The following is a 16,921-nucleotide window of genomic DNA, read 5'->3' as shown; positions in this document are numbered from 1 at the left end:
TTTATAGTCTCATGCGTAATATGTTATGATAACTCGAGAATCATATCGAAATGGAGTGATCCGATGAAAGCACCAATGTTTTCTTTACCCTACATAAACAATAATGGTATATACCATTTACAAGATGATATTGGCAAAGTTATTGTTCTTACCTTTTGGGCGTCTTGGTGTCCAGATTGTGGCCACGACTTACCCAAAAAGGAACAATTATTTCAGTCAATGGACACAACGAAAGTTAGAATGATCACCATTAATGTCACAGGAAGAGAAAGAGATCAATCAGCAGGACCTGCTTATACAGAGAAATACTTATCTCAACCCACTCTTGCTGATCGTGGTACCGAGATTTATGAAAACTATCAATGCAAAGGGGTACCAACGACCGTTATCATTAATCAAAACGGGGATATTCATGACCAATTTGGCGATAATGCTAAATTCTTGGAAATTGTTACATCTGTAGGAACATTAGTAGGAGATTCTTAACGGTTAGGTTGAACCCCCAATTAGATCTGACAATTTACCATGTAAAAATGGAACAGATTGAAATGCATACACCATCTCAACCACTTTCCCTTGTTTTGCGATCATTAAACAAGGAACACTTGTCACTTTATAGGTTTGCATAAATTGTGGAAAATAAGGTGCGCTCAATTCGTGCACGATTTCTTTTCCACACATCACTTCTATTGTATGTAGCATTTTTCGAGCCAAATGGCATGTCCCACAAAAAGGACTATGGATGAAGATACACACTTCATCCTTATTTATTTTTTCACTTAATTCTTCATTTGTTTGGATTTCTTTCATTGTTCACCCTTACCCTCCCCAATCTGTTATCAAATTTTTCATGCCAAGAAGATTGGGTTGACATCAATATGTCTACTGATCAACGCAATAGCTAATTCAGATTCTGGGGTAGCTGCTACCTCTCTAAACGTCTTATCAATATAAATATGCTCAGCATGTGGTAATTCCATCGAAAGTTGTTTTCGTAATTTTTGGCCTGCGCTATCTTCATCCACTAAAATAAATACGTCCTTATTATCTAAATCATAATCAATCAGTAATTGATCAAGTTTCTCAATTCCTAAGGTCCCATTCGTACAAACAATTTCAATTTGTTCATTAAGCACTTTCTCGATTTGTTTCTTGTCTGTACGCCCCTCAACAATAATTACTTTTTCAAGTTCCGTCATACCGACCACCTGCTTTTAACTATAAAGTGAAACTCCAATTCAGTGGTGATTTTTATCTTTTCCTCACTGATTGTAGCTAAACCACAGTGTTAGCGTCCGTTTACTCCCTTTTAAACATTATTAGTTTTCTTTTAAAGGGAGAGGTAACAGACGGATGCACCGGGCATAAATATAATTAGCCAAGATGATTAGACAAAATGAATATAATAAGAAACCCTTGTCACTACTTTTGGTAACAAGGGATTAAATTGTACTTCTATTATATTCTATTTAATTGTTTATGTTTCATGCACAACTACTCTCAGTAATATGCTTTTCCCCTATAATTAGTCTTCTTCAAGCATAGCTTGATAGTTAGCGGCTGTCATTAATTTATCGATTTGAGAAGAATCACTTGGTTCTACCACAACCATCCAAGCTTTTTCATATGGAGATTCATTAACATATTCTGGGCTATCATCCAATTCTTCATTCACTTCGACAACTTTGCCACTGATTGGGGCATATAGTTCAGATACTGTCTTAACTGATTCTACACTACCAAATGGATCGTCTACTGCAAGTTCATCCCCTACTTCAGGAAGTTCAACAAAGACAATGTCACCTAATTCATCCTGTGCGTGATCGGTAATACCAATACGTACCTTATCACCTTCTACTTTTACCCATTCGTGTTCCTCTGAATAACGCAAGTCCTCTGGTAAATTCATTTTATGTACCTCCAATATGTATAATTATTTCACATTGCTTGTATTACTATAAAAGCATGTCGCTTTTATTTTGCCGAATTCACTTCCATGTTTGTTCAAATTCTTCTTCTTTAAATCCTACTGTAACGTGATCTCCATCTGTTACAATTGGTCTTTTTAAAAGCATTCCATCTGACGCTAACCAATCAATCTTTTGCTCATCAGTTGCTTCATTTAGTTTGTCCTTCAAGCCTAATTCTCTGTACTTTTTACCACTAGTGTTGAAGAATTTTTTAATTGGCAAACCACTTTTTTCTATAAATGTTTGTAATTGTTCTATTGTTGGTGGATTGTCGACTATATGTATTGTTTCATAAGAAATTTCTTGCTCATCCAACCATTTCTTCGCCTTTTTACATGTTCCACATTTAGGATACCAATAAAAAGCTAATGTCACAACAGACAACCTCCTTTTTACCGAATTTTATCATACTCTTATCTGTTTGTTTAATTTGACGCTCAATAAAAATAGTTCCTCATTACCTAAATGAATAAAATGATTTTCAAATGAGAATCTCTGAACATAAGCTGTATTATGTGCATTAAATGATGACCTTTTGCCATTCTTAATATTGGCAGCTGTTGAACAGCGCTACGGAAATACACCTACGCTTTCCGTGGGTGGCTGATGAGCCTCCTCGTTCGTCCCTCACTGCGGGGTCTCATCTAGGCCATTCCTCCCACAGGAGTCTCCGGTGTATTTCCTCCGCTTTTTCCAGTACTCTGAAGTTTTATAGTGTATTGCTTAATAAAAATAATATAGTGTATCTTTTTATGTTAATTGCCATGTAATAAAACTTTACAGGAAACTCATTATTTTGAATTTATAGAGTATTGCATCTAGTACTCTAATCAGAATACTTAATTTAGTGGAGGTAGAATACGGAGACTCCTCGAAAATAAAGACCAATTTTCTTCGTGCGATGTATCGCTGCCGCAGCCTTCCTTGTCCTATGGGAGCAGCACGAGCTGAAGATCCACCCGTGGACTAAGGAACGTAGGCTAAGATCGCCACGTCCTGTGGCAACGCCTGCATGACCAACATCCTGTTGGCCCGAGGCCGTGCCCATGGAAAGCGTAGTATTCTGCCGGAACGATATATTCGAACTTATTTCAATCAGAATGCTATAAAGTAAATTTAGTATAGTTACTGCACATAATACAGCTTATGTGCAGTAAAATTAATACATCTTGTTTAAAAACCTTACCGCCATTGGCCGGTAAGGTTTTGGCATTTACACTGTATACTTTTCTTCTTGGAGAATTGTCTTAGCAATTTCACGTTTTTTCGCTATCACATTAGTTGGGTCATGTCTTGTTAATTTACGCATAGCAGATAAGGTAATTCGTAGTGTGTCACCGGATTCACTAGCTATGATCGTTTCCTTTGCATCTGCTTCAATACGATTAAACGCTTCTTCTACATACACTTCTGTATATAAGATTTTCTGTTGATTTTTAGCTTCTCCTGTTTTAGCGATTGCTTTTTCCGTCCGTAAAATTGCTGATTCGATATTATATATTTCGGATACAATATCAGCAATATTTGCCAGTAACTCTTGCTCTTGTTTAAGCTTTTCCCCATATTTCTGAGCGGCTAATCCTGCTGCCAACAAACCAATCTTTTTAGCATTTTTCAATAAATATTTTTCTTGCTCTAATGTTTTCGTCCCAACTTCTTCTGGCATTAACATCATTAACTCTTCCTGTAGATTCTGTGCCTTTTGTAAAAGTGGCAATTCTCCTTTCATTGCCTTTTTCATCAATGAGCCAGGGATTAGCAAACGATTAATTTCATTTGTCCCTTCAAAAATCCGCTGAACCCTAGAATCACGGTACATGCGTTCCACTTCATATTCTTGCATAAAGCCATATCCACCATGAATTTGTACAGCTTCATCTACTACATAATCCATTAATTCGGAACCGAATACTTTCGTAATCGAGCATTCGATTTGATATTCTGCAATCGCCTTGGCCACTTCACTTCCATCGTTTAATTGTTCTTGTGTTAATTTGCCCATCCGTTGTTCAAATAAGCCAACAGTACGGTAAACGGCACTCTCATTTGCATAAGTATGTGTCGCCATCGTAGCTAATTTTTCTTGGATTAATGAAAAATTGGCAATTGGAGTGTTAAATTGTTTTCGTTCATTCGCATAGGAAGCAGATAGTTCTATGCCACGTTTTGAAGCGCCGACCCCTCCAATTGCTAATTTATACCGACCGACATTTAAAATATTGAATGCAATGATATGCCCGCGACCAACTTCACCCAGTACATTTTCAACAGGAACTTCGGTATCTTCCAAAATCAAGGTGCGTGTGGAGGAACTCTTTAATCCCATTTTCTTCTCTTCTGGTCCTGTCGAAACTCCTGGAAAATCTCGTTCTACAATAAAAGCTGTGAATTTATCCCCATCAATTTGTGCATAAACGATAAACACATCAGCAAAAGCAGAGTTAGTAATCCATTGTTTTTCTCCGTTTAAAATGTAATGAGTTCCCGCTTCATTAAGTTTTGCAGAAGTTTTCGCTCCAAGTGCATCGGAACCAGATCCCGGCTCTGTTAACGCATAGGCAGCCAGCTTCTCCCCTGTTGCTAAAGGTGGTAGATACTTTTGCTTTTGCTGTTGATTACCGAAAAAGACGATTGGTAAAGAGCCAATCCCTACATGGCCCCCATATGAAACAGAAAAACCACCCGCCAGAGCAAATTTTTCAGCTATTAGCGCAGAACTAATCTTATCTAAACCTAGTCCACCGTATTCTTCGGGGACATCAACACCAAGTAACCCTAATTCGCCTGCTTGCTTTAATAAGTCTACAGCATAGTCGAATTGTTGATTTTCCAACTGATCCATTTTTGGTAAAACTTCCCCTTCAACAAAGTCTTCTGTTGTCTTTGCGATCATTTCATGTTCATCGGTTAAATCTTCTGGTGTTATGATATCCTCAGGAAGTACGTCCTCCGTAATAAAAGAGCCACCTTTAAACACTTTTTCTTGAATATCACTCATTTTCTTCATCCTCCCCTTATAGTAGTTCAAACACACCAGCAGCACCCATGCCGCCACCGATACACATCGTTACCACACCAAATTGTTGATTCTGTCGTTTCATTTCATGGATGAGACTTAATGTTAATTTCGTTCCAGTACAACCTAACGGATGGCCTAATGCAATAGCGCCACCATTGACATTTACTTTGTCTTCATCTAATTCTAGTGCTTGAATTACTCGAATGGCTTGCGCTGCGAATGCTTCATTTAACTCGAATAAATCGATATCCCCTATTTCTAATCCCGCAAGATCTAATGCTTTTGGAATAGCTTCAACTGGGCCAACACCCATAATTTCTGGCTCAACACCTGCAACAGCGAAGGAACGGAATTTTACTAACGGGGTTAAACCTTCTGCTTTTGCTTTTTCATGTTCCATCACAAGGACAGATGCAGCTCCATCACTCATCTGTGAGGAGTTACCAGCAGTCACGGTACCTCCATTTGTAAATGCAGGTTTTAATTGGCTCAAAACCTCTTCTGTCGTCTCTGGTCTTACACCCTCATCTTTTGCGAACAGTTTTGTTGTTTCTTCCAATTTATTATCTTTTCCCACTTGTCGATCTGTCACCTTAATCGATACAATCTCATCTGAAAACTTCCCTGCTCCCAATGCTTTAGCTGCCCTTTGATGACTTCTAGCAGCAAATGCATCTTGCTCTTGTCTTGAGATGTCAAAACGAGCTGCTACTTCTTCAGCTGTATGTCCCATTGACATATAATAACCCGGAGCATGTTGAACCAACTCCAAATTCGGTTTAATCACATGGCCTCCCATTGGAATTAAACTCATTGATTCCGCGCCACCTGCAATGATCGCATCCCCTTGACCCAACATAATGCGCTCAGCTGCATAGGCAATGCTTTGTAAACCTGAGGAACAATAACGATTGATGGTAATCCCAGGAACATTGATTGGCAATCCTGCCAAACCGGCAATATTTCTCGCCATATTCATACCTTGCTCTGCTTCAGGCATCGCACAACCAATAATCACATCATCAATATTGCCTTGATAATCCCCTGCTCGCTTCAATGTTGCCTCGATCGTGCGAGCAGCTAAATCATCCGGACGAACATGTGCAAGCGACCCCTTTTTTGCTTTACCTACTGGTGTACGTGCACCAGCAACGATCACAGCTTCCTTCACATTGCTTCCCCCTCATTATCCCTGAACTTAATTACGTAAGGCTTTCCCTTTTACCAACATGTGTTGCATCCGTTCTTGTGTTTTTCGTTCCCCTATTAAACTTAGAAATGCTTCTCTTTCTAAATCTAATAAGTACTGCTCATCAACCAAAGCCCCTTCTTTCACACGACCACCTGCTAATACAAAAGCTAACTTTTCCGCTATTTTCAAATCATGTTCCGATGCATAACGGCCAATAGCTAATGACTTAGCACCAAGTAACATTGCTGCATATCCTGCTTCACCAACAACTGGAACTTTTTCGCGTTGTGGTGCTTGATAGCCAGCAGTGCTTAAGGCAATTGCTTTTTGTTTGGCATCAAACAGGAGATGATCTTGATTCACGCTTATTCCATCCTGCTTATTTAAGTAGCCATTTTCAACTGCTTCCTGCGCAGAGGTAGATACTTTCGCCATTGCAATTGTTTCAAATACAGTGTTAGTAATTTTATGGAGGTCAAGGTCTACCCCATTAGGAAGATTACGAATTTGTTTTAAGTACAACTCTTTATTGCCACCACCACCTGGGATAAGTCCAACCCCAAACTCAACTAAACCTAGATACGTTTCTTGTGCTGCTTGAATTGAACTAGCTGGTAAACTAACTTCCGCTCCTCCACCAAGGGTCATACCAAATGGTGCGACAACAACTGGCTTTTCTGAATACTTAATATTCATCATGGCTTTTTGGAATTGTTGTACGACAAGATCTATTTCAAAAAAATCACCTTCTTGTGCAGACATCAACATCATGGCAAGATTGGCACCAACACAAAAGTTTTTACCTTGGTTCCCAATGACAAGTCCACGATAGTTTTGATTTACCTCCTCTATCGATTGGTTGATCATTTGAATAATATCCATGCCGATCGCATTGCTTTTGGATTGAAATTCAAGACAGGCAATCCCATCTCCTAAATCAATTAAACTCGCACCAGTATTCTTTTTAATCACATGATTTTGTTGCTTGCGTAAAGCTAACTTGATTTCCTTTTTATTGACTTTTAGTGTTTGATAGTCACCATCATTATAAAAAGATACTACCCCATTCTCTTGTTTATAAAAGCTATCATAATCATTGGCTACCATTGATTTTATCCATGATGGAATGTTTTCTTCGTCCTTTTCCATTCGGTAAACTGCATCCTTCAATCCGATTGCATCCCACATTTCAAATGGACCTAATTCCCAGCCGAACCCCCAACGCATTGCTTGATCAATCGCTACAATATCGTCAGCAATTTCGCCAACTAATTCAGCTGAATATAGTAATACAGGTTTGATGACAGACCAAACAAAATCACTAGCCTTATCCCCTTCAACCGATAAAAGCGTTTTCATTTTTCTTTTTGACCCTTTTTCTTCCTTTGCTAGTTCAGTTGCTTTCGTTTTGAGCGATTTTCGTTCTTGGTATTCAAGTGTGACTGGATTTAATTCAGAGATGACGCTTCCTTTATTAGTCTTTTTCTTATAGTAGAAACCTTGACCTGACTTTGCGCCTAACCATTTAAGATTAAGCATTTTTTCCATAAACTTTGGTATCTCAAATACGTCTTGTTCGTTACCTTCTACTTGGTGATAGACATTATGTGCAACATGAATAAACGTATCTAATCCAACGACATCCAATGTACGAAATGTTGCACTCTTAGGTCTTCCTATTAATGGACCTGTAACAGAATCAACTTCCCCCACACTAAATCCTTGCTCAAGCATTTCTTTAACGGTCACTAATAAACCATAAGTACCAATCCGATTGGCAATAAAGTTAGGTGTATCCTTCGCTTCGACAACACCTTTACCAAGTACATCTTCGCCAATTTGTTTCATTTCTTCTACAACCTGTTGATCCGTCCATTTCGTTGGAATTATTTCTAATAATTTAAGGTATCTTGGCGGATTAAAAAAGTGTGTACCTAAAAAATGTTTACGGAAATCCTCTGAACGATGCTTTGCCATTTGTTCAATTGAAATACCCGATGTATTCGAACTAACAACACTAGCATCCTTACGATAATGATCAACGGTCGACAATACTTTCTGTTTAATTTCTAGATTTTCTACAACCACTTCGATAATCCAATCTACTGACCTTAACTCATCCACATCGTCTTCTAAGTTACCAACTTCTATTAAATCTAAACTGTTTTTACTTGTTATTGGTGATGGTTTTTGCTTTGTTAGTTGCTTTTTACTTCTTGCACTTAACCGGTTACGCACAACTTTATCTTGTAATGTTAATCCTTTTCTTTTTTCTTGATCTGTCGGCTCATCTGGCACAATATCAAGCATGATCGTCGATATGCCAACATTAGCGAGGTGAGCTGCTATTCCAGCTCCCATTACACCTGAACCAATAATCGCGGCCCGCTTTATTTGTCGCGTCATCCCATTTCCCCCAATCAGTGTTGAATGAATAATCATTCATTTTATCGACTAAAAAAAGAAAGATGTCTGATCTCACTAATTTAACTATAAAATAATTTCTGATTTTTCGCAATATTTATTATGTATTTCACTATAATTTTTCCTCCCGCCTGTTTGACTCCCTTTATGCTAGCATATGATTTATTAATTAGGGAAATGTATAAACGAATTTGAAAAAAAGGAGGAAGCTAACATGCAACAACAAAACCAACCTATGGGGCAGAATCAAGCACAGCCGATGCCACAACCACCCAATCAAGTAAGTTCCAAAGATTTATTGTATCTAACAGACATGCTTTCTTGGAATTTAAATGCAACGAAAAAAGCGCACTTCTTCGCCCAACAATGCACAATACCAGAAGTAAAAAATGCTTTGGAACAAGCTTGCCAAATGCATCAAAAACATTACAATATGATTTTGCAACATCTCAATAACAATCAACAATCACAAATGATGCAATAAGAAAGGAGTATTAGCATGCCACAACAACAAAATAATAAAATTCAGAACCCTGAAACTCAAGTTCCTAAAACGCCACAAATGAATGATCGTGATTTTGCCAATGATATGCTTACGACAGAAAAGTATATGACAGACTCCTATTCTACAGCTTTAAATGAAGCAAGTAACCAAGCAATTTACCAAGATTTAAATACCATTTTTAATGAAACACAAGAGTGTCAACGTAATCTGTATAACTTAATGTTTAAGAATGGTTGGTACTCTTTAGAAGCTGCTGATCAACAGAAATTGCAGCAAGCACATCAACAATTCAGTGGCTATACTAATCAATTTCCTTTACATTAAGATACTGAACCAGAAGTTGGTTCTTCCAATTAAACTCCGAACTAGGCTGCAAAATTCTAAAATTAGAACTTGGCTTAGTTTGGAGTTTTTACAAAAAAACAGCCATCGGAAAACCTTTACAACACAAGTTCCTCTTGTTCCATATCTCTTTAACCCTTACGTCACTATAATTGTATAAAAAGTAACCATAGCAACTTTCTTCATTACTATGCTGAAATCTCCTGCAATTTAACTCCTAGATCGTCGTGAAGTTAAATACCTATCATATATGCATTTCTAATTTCATATCATAAAACGAAATCATTCCTATTTACAAATCAGAATCATTACGATACAATGATTTTTGTTATTAAGAATGGAGTTGAAAAAAATGATAAATAGAAAATCTATTTTTCTAGCACTTTTATTGTCTAGTTTTCTTATAATCATAACTGCTTGTGGGGAAACAACAGATACCACTACTTCACAGGAGGAAGAGTCACAACTTCCGGAGACGACAGAAGATGTAACCACGATTTATACAACGATCTATCCGATTGAGTATATGGTAGAACGTATCGGTGGCGAAGAGGTACAAGTAACATCTGTCTATCCCCCTGGTGTTGATGCGCATTCCTATGAACCTACCTCTAAAATGATGACGAACATTGCAGAAGCAAATGCGTTTATTTATCTTGGTGGAAATTTGGAGGCAATAGCCGAAACAGCCGCAGATGCGTTAAATGGGGAAGAGGTTAAATTAATTGAACTAGGTACAAACGAACATTTATTTAGTGAAATAGAAATCGATCATGAAGATGTTGAGGAAGAACATAATGATCAGAGCCATGAGGAAGAGCATGACCATGAAACTGATGTGCATGATCACGAAACCGATGAGCACGGTAATGAAATTGATGAGCATGATGGACATGACCATGGAGATCATGATCCACACATTTGGTTAGATCCAATTCGTGCAATCGACATGGCACACATTATCAAAGACGAATTAATTGAATTGGTTCCCGATCAAGCAGAAATTTTTGAAGAAAACTATGCTACATTAGAATCAGATCTTCTCAAGCTTGATGAGCAATTCACTAAAACATTACGTGACAAACAACAAAATAAAATTCTTGTATCACATGCTGCTTATGGCTATTGGGAACAGCGTTATGGTATCGAACAAATTTCTGTCAATGGATTGTCTTCAAACAGTGTACCATCACAAAAAGATTTAATCAACATCATTGAACAAGCAGAACAGTATGATTTGCAATATATGATTTTTGAACAAAACGTATCCGAAACCGTATCAAAACGAATTCAAGAAGAAATCGGTGCAACAACATTGATACTCCATAATTTAGCAGTACGAACGGAAGATGACATTGAAAACAATGAAGATTTTCTTACATTAATGGAGCACAATATAGAAACAATTGATCAAGCAACAAAATAAGGGACAGGTTTGTTGTTCTTCCAAAATGGGACAACAAACCTGTCCCTCTGTCCCAATGCAGGAGGTGTTACGATGGCAGAGTCATTAGTAAAAATGGAAAATGTTAGTTATGCATATGAAAATAAACAAGTTTTAAGCCATGTTGATTTTGAGATTCAACGTGGTGCTTTTATTGGTCTAGTTGGACCCAATGGTGGTGGTAAAACAACATTAATTAAGTTGTTACTTGGTATTTTAAAACCTCAACAAGGAACGATTCAATTATTTGGGAGTCCATTGAACAAATTTAACCAATGGAACAAGATTGGTTTTGTATCCCAAAAAGCAAATACATTTAACCGAGGGTTTCCAGCAACAGTATATGAAGTTGTTTCGATGGGTCTAACTTCGAAGATTGGTTATATGAAGTTCTTTAAACATAAACATAAACAAAAGATTATGGATGCGATTAAACAAGTTGGGATGCAAGATTATATTTATGAAAATATTGGGGATTTGTCTGGTGGACAACAACAGCGTATTTTTATTGCTCGCTCGTTAGTTAGTGATCCAGAATTACTCATATTGGATGAACCAACAGTAGGCGTCGATACAGAAAACGTACAGAAGTTTTATGAGTTACTCCATCACTTAAACGAAAACCAAAACATTACATTATTATTAGTAACTCATGATACAGGAACGATGACCCACCATGCGACAGACATAGTCTGTTTAAACAAAACATTACACTTTCATGGAGATCCATCTGTTTTCACAAATTTATCGGAACACGATTTGTCACACTTTTATGGACACCCCGTAAATTTGGTGACACATAATCATTGATTGGGGAGGCGCATCATGTTTGCCAATTTTTTTGAATACGAGTTTTTACGAAACACATTTTACACAGGACTACTAATTGGCTTAATTGCTCCCTTGCTTGGTACATTCATTGTGGTTAGACGCCTATCGATCATTGCGGATGCATTATCACACGTAACACTTGCAGGAATTGCTTTCGGTTTATTAGTCGAAAAGAAATTTGGATTAGCATTTATTACTCCTTTTTATAGTGGGATGTTTTTTTCTGTAATCGGATCTGTTTTTGTCGAAAAACTCCGCTCTGTTTATAAAGCGTATCAAGAGCTAGCCATTCCGATTATATTATCGGGTGGGGTTGGTTTAAGTGTTATTTTTATTTCATTAGCAGATGGCTTTAATACAGACTTATATAATTATTTATTTGGCTCGGTTTCTGCTGTTAGTCGTGATGACTTATGGATGATCTTAATCATTGCAATCGTTGTTGTTACAATTATAATGCTTTTCTACAAAGAGTTGTTTATGCTTTCGTTTGATGAAGAACATGCGGTTGTTTCTGGTATACATGCCAAAAGAATTCACTTTCTGTTTATGATCATGACTGCTTTAGTAATTGCAGCATCGATTCGAATTGTCGGTGTATTACTTGTATCAGCATTGATGACATTACCAGTTGCTGCCAGTATTCGCATCGCGAAAGGATTTAAGCAGACTATTGTTTTTTCCATTATTTTTGGCGAAATTTCTGTTATCATAGGGTTAATAACAGGTTATTATTTTGAAATTCCACCAGGTGGAACAATTGTTGTGACATCAATCATTATTTTATTATTAGCGATTGCTTATAAGAGAATAGCATTCAATCTATCTAGAAAGAAGGCGATGGAATGAACGTTCAAGAAGCATTGAAGACCTTAAAGAAAAATGGCTACAAATATACTGATAAGCGCGAAGATATCCTTGCCTTTTTCTCTTCTGAAGATCGCTATCGAACCGCTAAAGATTTATTACAATTTATGGAACCGAACTATGATGGCATCAGTTTTGACACAATTTATCGAAACCTACATTTATTTCACGAGATTGGTATACTGGAATCAACTGAATTAAACGGAGAAAAACATTTTCGAATGAAATGTGATCACCACCATCATCATCACTTTATTTGTAAAGATTGTGGATTAACAAAGGAGATTCTTACTTGTCCAATGGATTCGATTCAATCAGAACTTCATCAATTTGAGGTTGAAGATCATAAATTTGAAATATACGGACTATGTCCACAATGTCAATAAAGAGAGTTACTATTCGTCCAATACAATGCATAGGTAATTTTTAAATGAGGTGATGCTAAGTCACTACTCCTTCATCAAAAGGATGTGGCTTGCTCCCTCATTTTTTTGATTCCGAAAACACACAACAAACAATTTGAATATGTATAGTTTAATATGTATCCTTAATTTAAATTAGTTTAAACTAACTTATACAGTTTTTTAGTTTTAAAAGTTAAAAATTACCAACAACAGTGTAAAAAGGAGCAAGCATGGCAAAAAAAGTTAAAGTACAAGTATTACAATTTGGCTTTATTGGTGTCACGAATGCCATCGTCGACATTGTATCTTTAAATATCTTGTTATTCATCTGGCCAACAACTCAATCAAATTTATTGTTTGTTTTTAATACGATTGCCTATACTTTAGCAATTGTAAATAGTTACATATGGAATAAAAAATATACCTTTAGCCATCGAGCAAATTCAGGAGCAAAAGAAATGATTTTGTTCATTATACAAGCTATCATTGCATTAGTAATCAGTAATCTTGTTTTTATTGGAATGGTACAGTTACTGACGAAACAAAGCCTCATGCAAATACCAATGTTTATTAACCAGAACATTGCCAAAGGAACTGCCATGTTTCTGTCATCATCAGCAAGTTTCTTTTTAATGAAATTTTTCGTATTTCGTAAAAGTCATCAACGAAAAAAGGAGTTTGAATAACTGGTAAGATTAACTAAATGTGCCACTTATTTGAACACAAATATCATAATGAGTTTCTCCTCCCCTGGAAATAGTAAAGATAGGATGCTTCAAGGGGGTGAATTTATGACTGTTGGTACACAAATGCAACAAGCTATTGCTAGTTGTGAAAGTACCTTAGCGAGTCTTCACAGCTTTGCTCTTGAAACACAAGATCAAGCTGCAAAACAAATGTTTCAAAACTTAGGAAACCAACAACAACAAATCCTTGATAATTTAAGAGCTCGTTTACAATATATTGAGACGCAAGAACCACAATATAAAAATCAATAAAGAAATAAGCTAAAAAGCAACGACATAGTAAAAAAGGCTGTCCCAATGTGACACTCCAATATTTGGAGAGCACTAATGGGACAGCCCTTATTACTATTTTACAATCATCACTGGACAATTTGCTCTTTTTGCTACCTTATGACTCACACTGCCTAAAACCATCTCTTGTAACGAATTTAATCCCCTACTACCGATCACACAAATGTCTACTTCATTTTCATTAATGTAATTAACAATAGTAGGCCCTGGTTCTCCATGTAATATTTCCATTTCATATTTTATATGTGCGTGTTTGATTTTTTGTTCTGTTAAGGCTAATTCTTCTCTTCGACTTCGATCGAGATCTGCTGAATTCCAGCTATGTAAAACATCGTTTTTGGATTTGTTCATATTTACAACATAAAGAATTGTAATGATTGCGTTCAAATTCTTATCGGCTAATGTAATCGCTTTTTCCGTTGCTCGCATTGCATGTTCTGATCCATCCGAAGCTAACAAGATTTTGTTAAACATATACTTGTCTCCTAACAATAGCTATTTGCTCAATTATAACAAATATTAAAGCGATTCCATAGAGGGCATTTCAATCTTCACAATCTCGCCAATTTTTTCAATCACTTCTCCTGCTAGAAGATTTTTTTCCGTCACATAAGTTGTATTATGCGCAACAAATTAAACTAGTGAAGTACAGTGATTTTCCAAACCGGAATCAAAGGAAAAAGCGCATCACGCAGGATCTTTGGAAAAAGCGCTAGATGATGTATGAAAAAGCCGTTATCACGCAGGATCTTTGGAAAAAGCGCTGGATGATGTATGAAAAAGCCGTAAATACGCAGGATCTTTGGAAAAAGCGCTGGATGATGTATGAAAAAGCCGTTATCACGCAGGATCTTGAGAAAAAGCACTGGATGATGTATGAAAAAGCCGTTATCACGCAGGATCTTTGGAAAAAGCGCTGGATGATGTATGAAAAAGCCGTAAATACGCAGGATCTTTGGAAAAAGCGCTAGATGATGTATGAAAAAGCCGTTATCACGCAGGATCTTTGGAAAAAGCGCTGGATGATGTATGAAAAAGCCGTTATCACGCAGGATCTTTGGAAAAAGCGCTGGATGATGTATGAAAAAGCCGTTATCACGCAGGATCTTTGGAAAAAGCGCTGGATGATGTATGAAAAAGCCGTTATCACGCAGGATCTTTGGAAAAAGCGCTGGATGATGTATGAAAAGTACTAAATGCTCATTATCTAAAGAAAAAGTACTCAAATAAAAAAACTATTATAAAAGTTACTGCACATAATACAGCAACTGCTACAAAGGGTCATTGGAATAACTTACCGAACAAAACATGCTTTATTTCTCTTCTACTAACAAATAATAAGGCTAACTTACGAATAGGAGGTCAAGAAATGAACCATTTCAAGACCATTGGTATTAAATTTCTCATTATTGGTACCATTGTCTTTTCAATGTTTGGAATATTTGGTGGAGCATCACTTACTGATATGTTTATCATTAGTTTACTTGTAACTGCTGTTGCATATGTCGTTGGTGATTTATTTATCCTACCTCGTTTTGGTAATTTATTTGCTACCATTGCAGATTTTGGTTTAGCCTTTTTATCATTATGGATTTTAGGCCTGTTGTTTTTTGCACCTGAATTTGGGATCGTACCAACAGCTTTGTTTACAGCCTTTTTTATCGCTTGTACAGAGGCTGTGTTTCATATTTATGTCAATAATCAAACCCCGCATGATCATGACGAGATTTATTTAGAGAATCGAAGAATGAATGCCCAAACCGAATTTGCTGAAGAGAACCCTGACAAAGATTATATTAAACGACATCATAACACAAACAAAAATAAAGAGTGAGAGCAAACCGTTTATTGCTCTCACTCTTAGTATAATGATCACCAAAGATACTCGTTTATTTCTTGTTGGAATAAGTTCGTGTCAATGTTGCACTTCTCTGACTCGATGGCATATTGCCATCCATATAATAATGAAGCATCCGGTCCTTGTGGTGCATATGATGGGGCATTTTCTTTTGTGGTTATTTCTTTCTGGGGATACGCTGTCCACACAACGGTATTCTCTTGTGCTTCTTGATTGGTTGCATTGTAGGCAGAAACTAACTCCGAACCTTCATCAAACACACCATAAAGCCCAACTTGATAGTTTGACGATTCAATTGTGTCATACCAACCTTGAATAAACTCGTGATCTACAGGGTAACTAGGTTCAATATCTGCAAACAAACCAACACCATTTGGTATACCTAACTCACTTGCCATATTTATCGCACGTTCTGCTTCTTCAATTCCTCGTTCATATCCCCTAGCATCATTAAAGTGGTTATAAATAACAAGAATACGCACGTCATTTTCATGCAATAATTCAACCTCTGCTTGATCTAAGCCTATAGATACATCTTCTTTTGTTCCTAAATAACGGCCCCAAACAGATGGTTGACCAAAGTTCTCTTTCACACATTCATACATGGACTGATCGGTATAGCTGGCTGAATCAACTCCCCATACAATTTGGTCATCTTGCTGTTGGTTTTGTTGTTGTTCCTGATTTGACTGTTGATCATCCCTTTGTTCATCCGTTCCTTGTTGATTATTTTCTCCTTCTGCTTGGCCCTGTTGTTCCTCTTGATTCTGTTGCTCTCCTGATTGTTCTTGTTCATCTTGATTGTTTGACTGATTCAAATTTTGCTCTTGGTTACTAACAGGTTGTTCTGTACTGGGAGTCTGTAGCTCATTCTGATCACTAAATAAATAGTGAATGAAAGGAATAACCACAATAGTGATAACAACAGCTATTGGAAAAATAGGTTTTCTATTCAACTCAACCCCTCCCACTAACACAACTAATGCAGTGTATTAGTGAGAAGAGCGATTGGTGTGGGCTAACAACAA

The 16,921-nt window shown here is 36.9% G+C and carries 21 protein-coding genes; 12 read left to right on the top strand and 9 right to left on the bottom strand.

Annotation, left to right across the window (positions count from 1 at the left end; all coding sequences use genetic code 11):
- Positions 1–63 precede the first annotated feature (63 nt).
- Complete coding sequence (locus FCI53_RS10315) at positions 64–486, top strand: TlpA disulfide reductase family protein (RefSeq protein ID WP_138418508.1); 423 nt, start codon at positions 64–66, stop codon at positions 484–486.
- Positions 487–489: 3 nt separating this feature from the next.
- Here FCI53_RS10315 and FCI53_RS10310 read toward each other — a convergent pair whose 3' ends face one another.
- The 7 genes from FCI53_RS10310 to FCI53_RS10275 all read right to left on the bottom strand — a co-directional run bounded on the left by FCI53_RS10310 (position 490) and on the right by FCI53_RS10275 (position 8,587).
- Complete coding sequence (locus FCI53_RS10310; protein ID WP_138418506.1) at positions 490–810, bottom strand: thioredoxin family protein; 321 nt, start codon at positions 808–810, stop codon at positions 490–492.
- 38 nt (positions 811–848) lie between these two features.
- Positions 849–1,199, bottom strand: a complete 351-nt coding sequence (locus FCI53_RS10305; protein WP_138418504.1) for a toprim domain-containing protein — start codon at positions 1,197–1,199, stop codon at positions 849–851.
- 326 nt (positions 1,200–1,525) lie between these two features.
- Positions 1,526–1,909, bottom strand: coding sequence for a glycine cleavage system protein GcvH (gene gcvH / locus FCI53_RS10300; protein ID WP_138418503.1), 384 nt, complete (start codon positions 1,907–1,909; stop codon positions 1,526–1,528).
- Positions 1,910–1,988: 79 nt separating this feature from the next.
- Complete coding sequence (locus FCI53_RS10295) at positions 1,989–2,345, bottom strand: arsenate reductase family protein (RefSeq protein WP_138418501.1); 357 nt, start codon at positions 2,343–2,345, stop codon at positions 1,989–1,991.
- An 838-nt stretch (positions 2,346–3,183) separates the two neighbouring features.
- Complete coding sequence (locus FCI53_RS10285; RefSeq protein WP_138418497.1) at positions 3,184–4,968, bottom strand: acyl-CoA dehydrogenase family protein; 1,785 nt, start codon at positions 4,966–4,968, stop codon at positions 3,184–3,186.
- Positions 4,969–4,984: 16 nt separating this feature from the next.
- Positions 4,985–6,160: an acetyl-CoA C-acetyltransferase gene (locus FCI53_RS10280; RefSeq protein WP_138418495.1), complete on the bottom strand. Its 1,176-nt coding sequence runs from the start codon at positions 6,158–6,160 to the stop codon at positions 4,985–4,987.
- Between the two features lie 27 nt (positions 6,161–6,187).
- The gene (locus FCI53_RS10275) at positions 6,188–8,587 is read right to left on the bottom strand and encodes a 3-hydroxyacyl-CoA dehydrogenase/enoyl-CoA hydratase family protein (RefSeq protein ID WP_138418493.1); all 2,400 of its coding nucleotides are present in this window, start codon (positions 8,585–8,587) and stop codon (positions 6,188–6,190) included.
- A 232-nt stretch (positions 8,588–8,819) separates the two neighbouring features.
- Here FCI53_RS10275 and FCI53_RS10270 point away from each other — a divergent pair, with 232 nt between their 5' ends.
- The 8 genes from FCI53_RS10270 (at position 8,820) to FCI53_RS10235 (ending at position 13,996) form a co-directional block, all read left to right on the top strand.
- Entirely contained in the window at positions 8,820–9,089 is a 270-nt protein-coding gene (locus FCI53_RS10270; protein WP_138418491.1) for a hypothetical protein, read from the top strand.
- A gap of 15 nt (positions 9,090–9,104) precedes the next feature.
- Positions 9,105–9,434 carry a spore coat protein gene (locus FCI53_RS10265; RefSeq protein WP_138418490.1) on the top strand — a complete coding sequence of 110 codons (330 nt, stop codon included), beginning with the start codon at positions 9,105–9,107 and terminating at the stop codon, positions 9,432–9,434.
- A gap of 370 nt (positions 9,435–9,804) precedes the next feature.
- Positions 9,805–10,878, top strand: coding sequence for a metal ABC transporter solute-binding protein, Zn/Mn family (locus FCI53_RS10260; protein ID WP_138418488.1), 1,074 nt, complete (start codon positions 9,805–9,807; stop codon positions 10,876–10,878).
- 72 nt (positions 10,879–10,950) lie between these two features.
- Positions 10,951–11,706, top strand: coding sequence for a metal ABC transporter ATP-binding protein (locus FCI53_RS10255; RefSeq protein WP_138418486.1), 756 nt, complete (start codon positions 10,951–10,953; stop codon positions 11,704–11,706).
- Positions 11,707–11,721: 15 nt separating this feature from the next.
- On the top strand, positions 11,722–12,576 hold the full coding sequence (locus FCI53_RS10250; protein ID WP_138418484.1) for a metal ABC transporter permease: 855 nt from the start codon (positions 11,722–11,724) through the stop codon (positions 12,574–12,576).
- Entirely contained in the window at positions 12,573–12,980 is a 408-nt protein-coding gene (locus FCI53_RS10245) for a Fur family transcriptional regulator (RefSeq protein ID WP_138418482.1), read from the top strand. The genes FCI53_RS10250 and FCI53_RS10245 overlap by 4 nt, the downstream gene beginning before the upstream one ends.
- 248 nt (positions 12,981–13,228) lie before the next feature.
- Positions 13,229–13,684 (top strand): GtrA family protein, encoded by a 456-nt coding sequence (locus tag FCI53_RS10240; protein WP_138418480.1) that lies wholly within the window; start codon positions 13,229–13,231, stop codon positions 13,682–13,684.
- Between the two features lie 105 nt (positions 13,685–13,789).
- Entirely contained in the window at positions 13,790–13,996 is a 207-nt protein-coding gene (locus tag FCI53_RS10235) for a DUF1657 domain-containing protein (protein WP_138418478.1), read from the top strand.
- 93 nt (positions 13,997–14,089) lie between these two features.
- On the opposite strand, the gene FCI53_RS10230 is transcribed toward FCI53_RS10235, so the two are convergent.
- Entirely contained in the window at positions 14,090–14,509 is a 420-nt protein-coding gene (locus tag FCI53_RS10230; protein ID WP_138418476.1) for a universal stress protein, read from the bottom strand.
- A 242-nt stretch (positions 14,510–14,751) separates the two neighbouring features.
- Between FCI53_RS10230 and FCI53_RS10225 the strand changes: the two genes are divergently transcribed.
- The 3 genes from FCI53_RS10225 to FCI53_RS10215 all read left to right on the top strand — a co-directional run bounded on the left by FCI53_RS10225 (position 14,752) and on the right by FCI53_RS10215 (position 15,869).
- Positions 14,752–15,006, top strand: coding sequence for a hypothetical protein (locus FCI53_RS10225; protein ID WP_138418474.1), 255 nt, complete (start codon positions 14,752–14,754; stop codon positions 15,004–15,006).
- On the top strand, positions 15,007–15,231 hold the full coding sequence (locus FCI53_RS10220; RefSeq protein ID WP_138418472.1) for a hypothetical protein: 225 nt from the start codon (positions 15,007–15,009) through the stop codon (positions 15,229–15,231). It begins immediately after the preceding gene.
- 173 nt (positions 15,232–15,404) lie between these two features.
- The gene (locus FCI53_RS10215; protein WP_138418469.1) at positions 15,405–15,869 is read left to right on the top strand and encodes a YndM family protein; all 465 of its coding nucleotides are present in this window, start codon (positions 15,405–15,407) and stop codon (positions 15,867–15,869) included.
- A gap of 38 nt (positions 15,870–15,907) precedes the next feature.
- On the opposite strand, the gene FCI53_RS21855 is transcribed toward FCI53_RS10215, so the two are convergent.
- Positions 15,908–16,849: a glycoside hydrolase domain-containing protein gene (locus FCI53_RS21855; protein WP_246050077.1), complete on the bottom strand. Its 942-nt coding sequence runs from the start codon at positions 16,847–16,849 to the stop codon at positions 15,908–15,910.
- Positions 16,850–16,921 lie beyond the last annotated feature (72 nt).

Origin of the sequence: Aquibacillus sediminis, from assembly GCF_005870085.1 — a bacterium.
GTDB lineage: Bacteria > Bacillota > Bacilli > Bacillales > Amphibacillaceae > Aquibacillus_E > Aquibacillus_E sediminis.
This window is presented reverse-complemented; position numbering and strand designations above follow the sequence as displayed.

Coding starts and splice junctions, on each gene's coding strand:
- FCI53_RS10285 (WP_138418497.1), bottom strand. CDS start 4,968: ATGAGTGATATTCAAGAAAAAGTGTTTAAAGGTGGCTCTTTTATTACG.
- FCI53_RS10220 (WP_138418472.1), top strand. CDS start 15,007: ATGATGTATGAAAAAGCCGTTATCACGCAGGATCTTTGGAAAAAGCGC.
- FCI53_RS10270 (WP_138418491.1), top strand. CDS start 8,820: ATGCAACAACAAAACCAACCTATGGGGCAGAATCAAGCACAGCCGATG.
- FCI53_RS10305 (WP_138418504.1), bottom strand. CDS start 1,199: ATGACGGAACTTGAAAAAGTAATTATTGTTGAGGGGCGTACAGACAAG.
- FCI53_RS10255 (WP_138418486.1), top strand. CDS start 10,951: ATGGCAGAGTCATTAGTAAAAATGGAAAATGTTAGTTATGCATATGAA.
- FCI53_RS10230 (WP_138418476.1), bottom strand. CDS start 14,509: ATGTTTAACAAAATCTTGTTAGCTTCGGATGGATCAGAACATGCAATG.
- FCI53_RS10315 (WP_138418508.1), top strand. CDS start 64: ATGAAAGCACCAATGTTTTCTTTACCCTACATAAACAATAATGGTATA.
- FCI53_RS10225 (WP_138418474.1), top strand. CDS start 14,752: ATGATGTATGAAAAAGCCGTTATCACGCAGGATCTTTGGAAAAAGCGC.
- FCI53_RS10260 (WP_138418488.1), top strand. CDS start 9,805: ATGATAAATAGAAAATCTATTTTTCTAGCACTTTTATTGTCTAGTTTT.
- FCI53_RS10215 (WP_138418469.1), top strand. CDS start 15,405: ATGAACCATTTCAAGACCATTGGTATTAAATTTCTCATTATTGGTACC.
- FCI53_RS10235 (WP_138418478.1), top strand. CDS start 13,790: ATGACTGTTGGTACACAAATGCAACAAGCTATTGCTAGTTGTGAAAGT.
- FCI53_RS10265 (WP_138418490.1), top strand. CDS start 9,105: ATGCCACAACAACAAAATAATAAAATTCAGAACCCTGAAACTCAAGTT.
- FCI53_RS10275 (WP_138418493.1), bottom strand. CDS start 8,587: ATGACGCGACAAATAAAGCGGGCCGCGATTATTGGTTCAGGTGTAATG.
- FCI53_RS10245 (WP_138418482.1), top strand. CDS start 12,573: ATGAACGTTCAAGAAGCATTGAAGACCTTAAAGAAAAATGGCTACAAA.
- FCI53_RS10310 (WP_138418506.1), bottom strand. CDS start 810: ATGAAAGAAATCCAAACAAATGAAGAATTAAGTGAAAAAATAAATAAG.
- FCI53_RS10250 (WP_138418484.1), top strand. CDS start 11,722: ATGTTTGCCAATTTTTTTGAATACGAGTTTTTACGAAACACATTTTAC.
- gcvH (WP_138418503.1), bottom strand. CDS start 1,909: ATGAATTTACCAGAGGACTTGCGTTATTCAGAGGAACACGAATGGGTA.
- FCI53_RS10240 (WP_138418480.1), top strand. CDS start 13,229: ATGGCAAAAAAAGTTAAAGTACAAGTATTACAATTTGGCTTTATTGGT.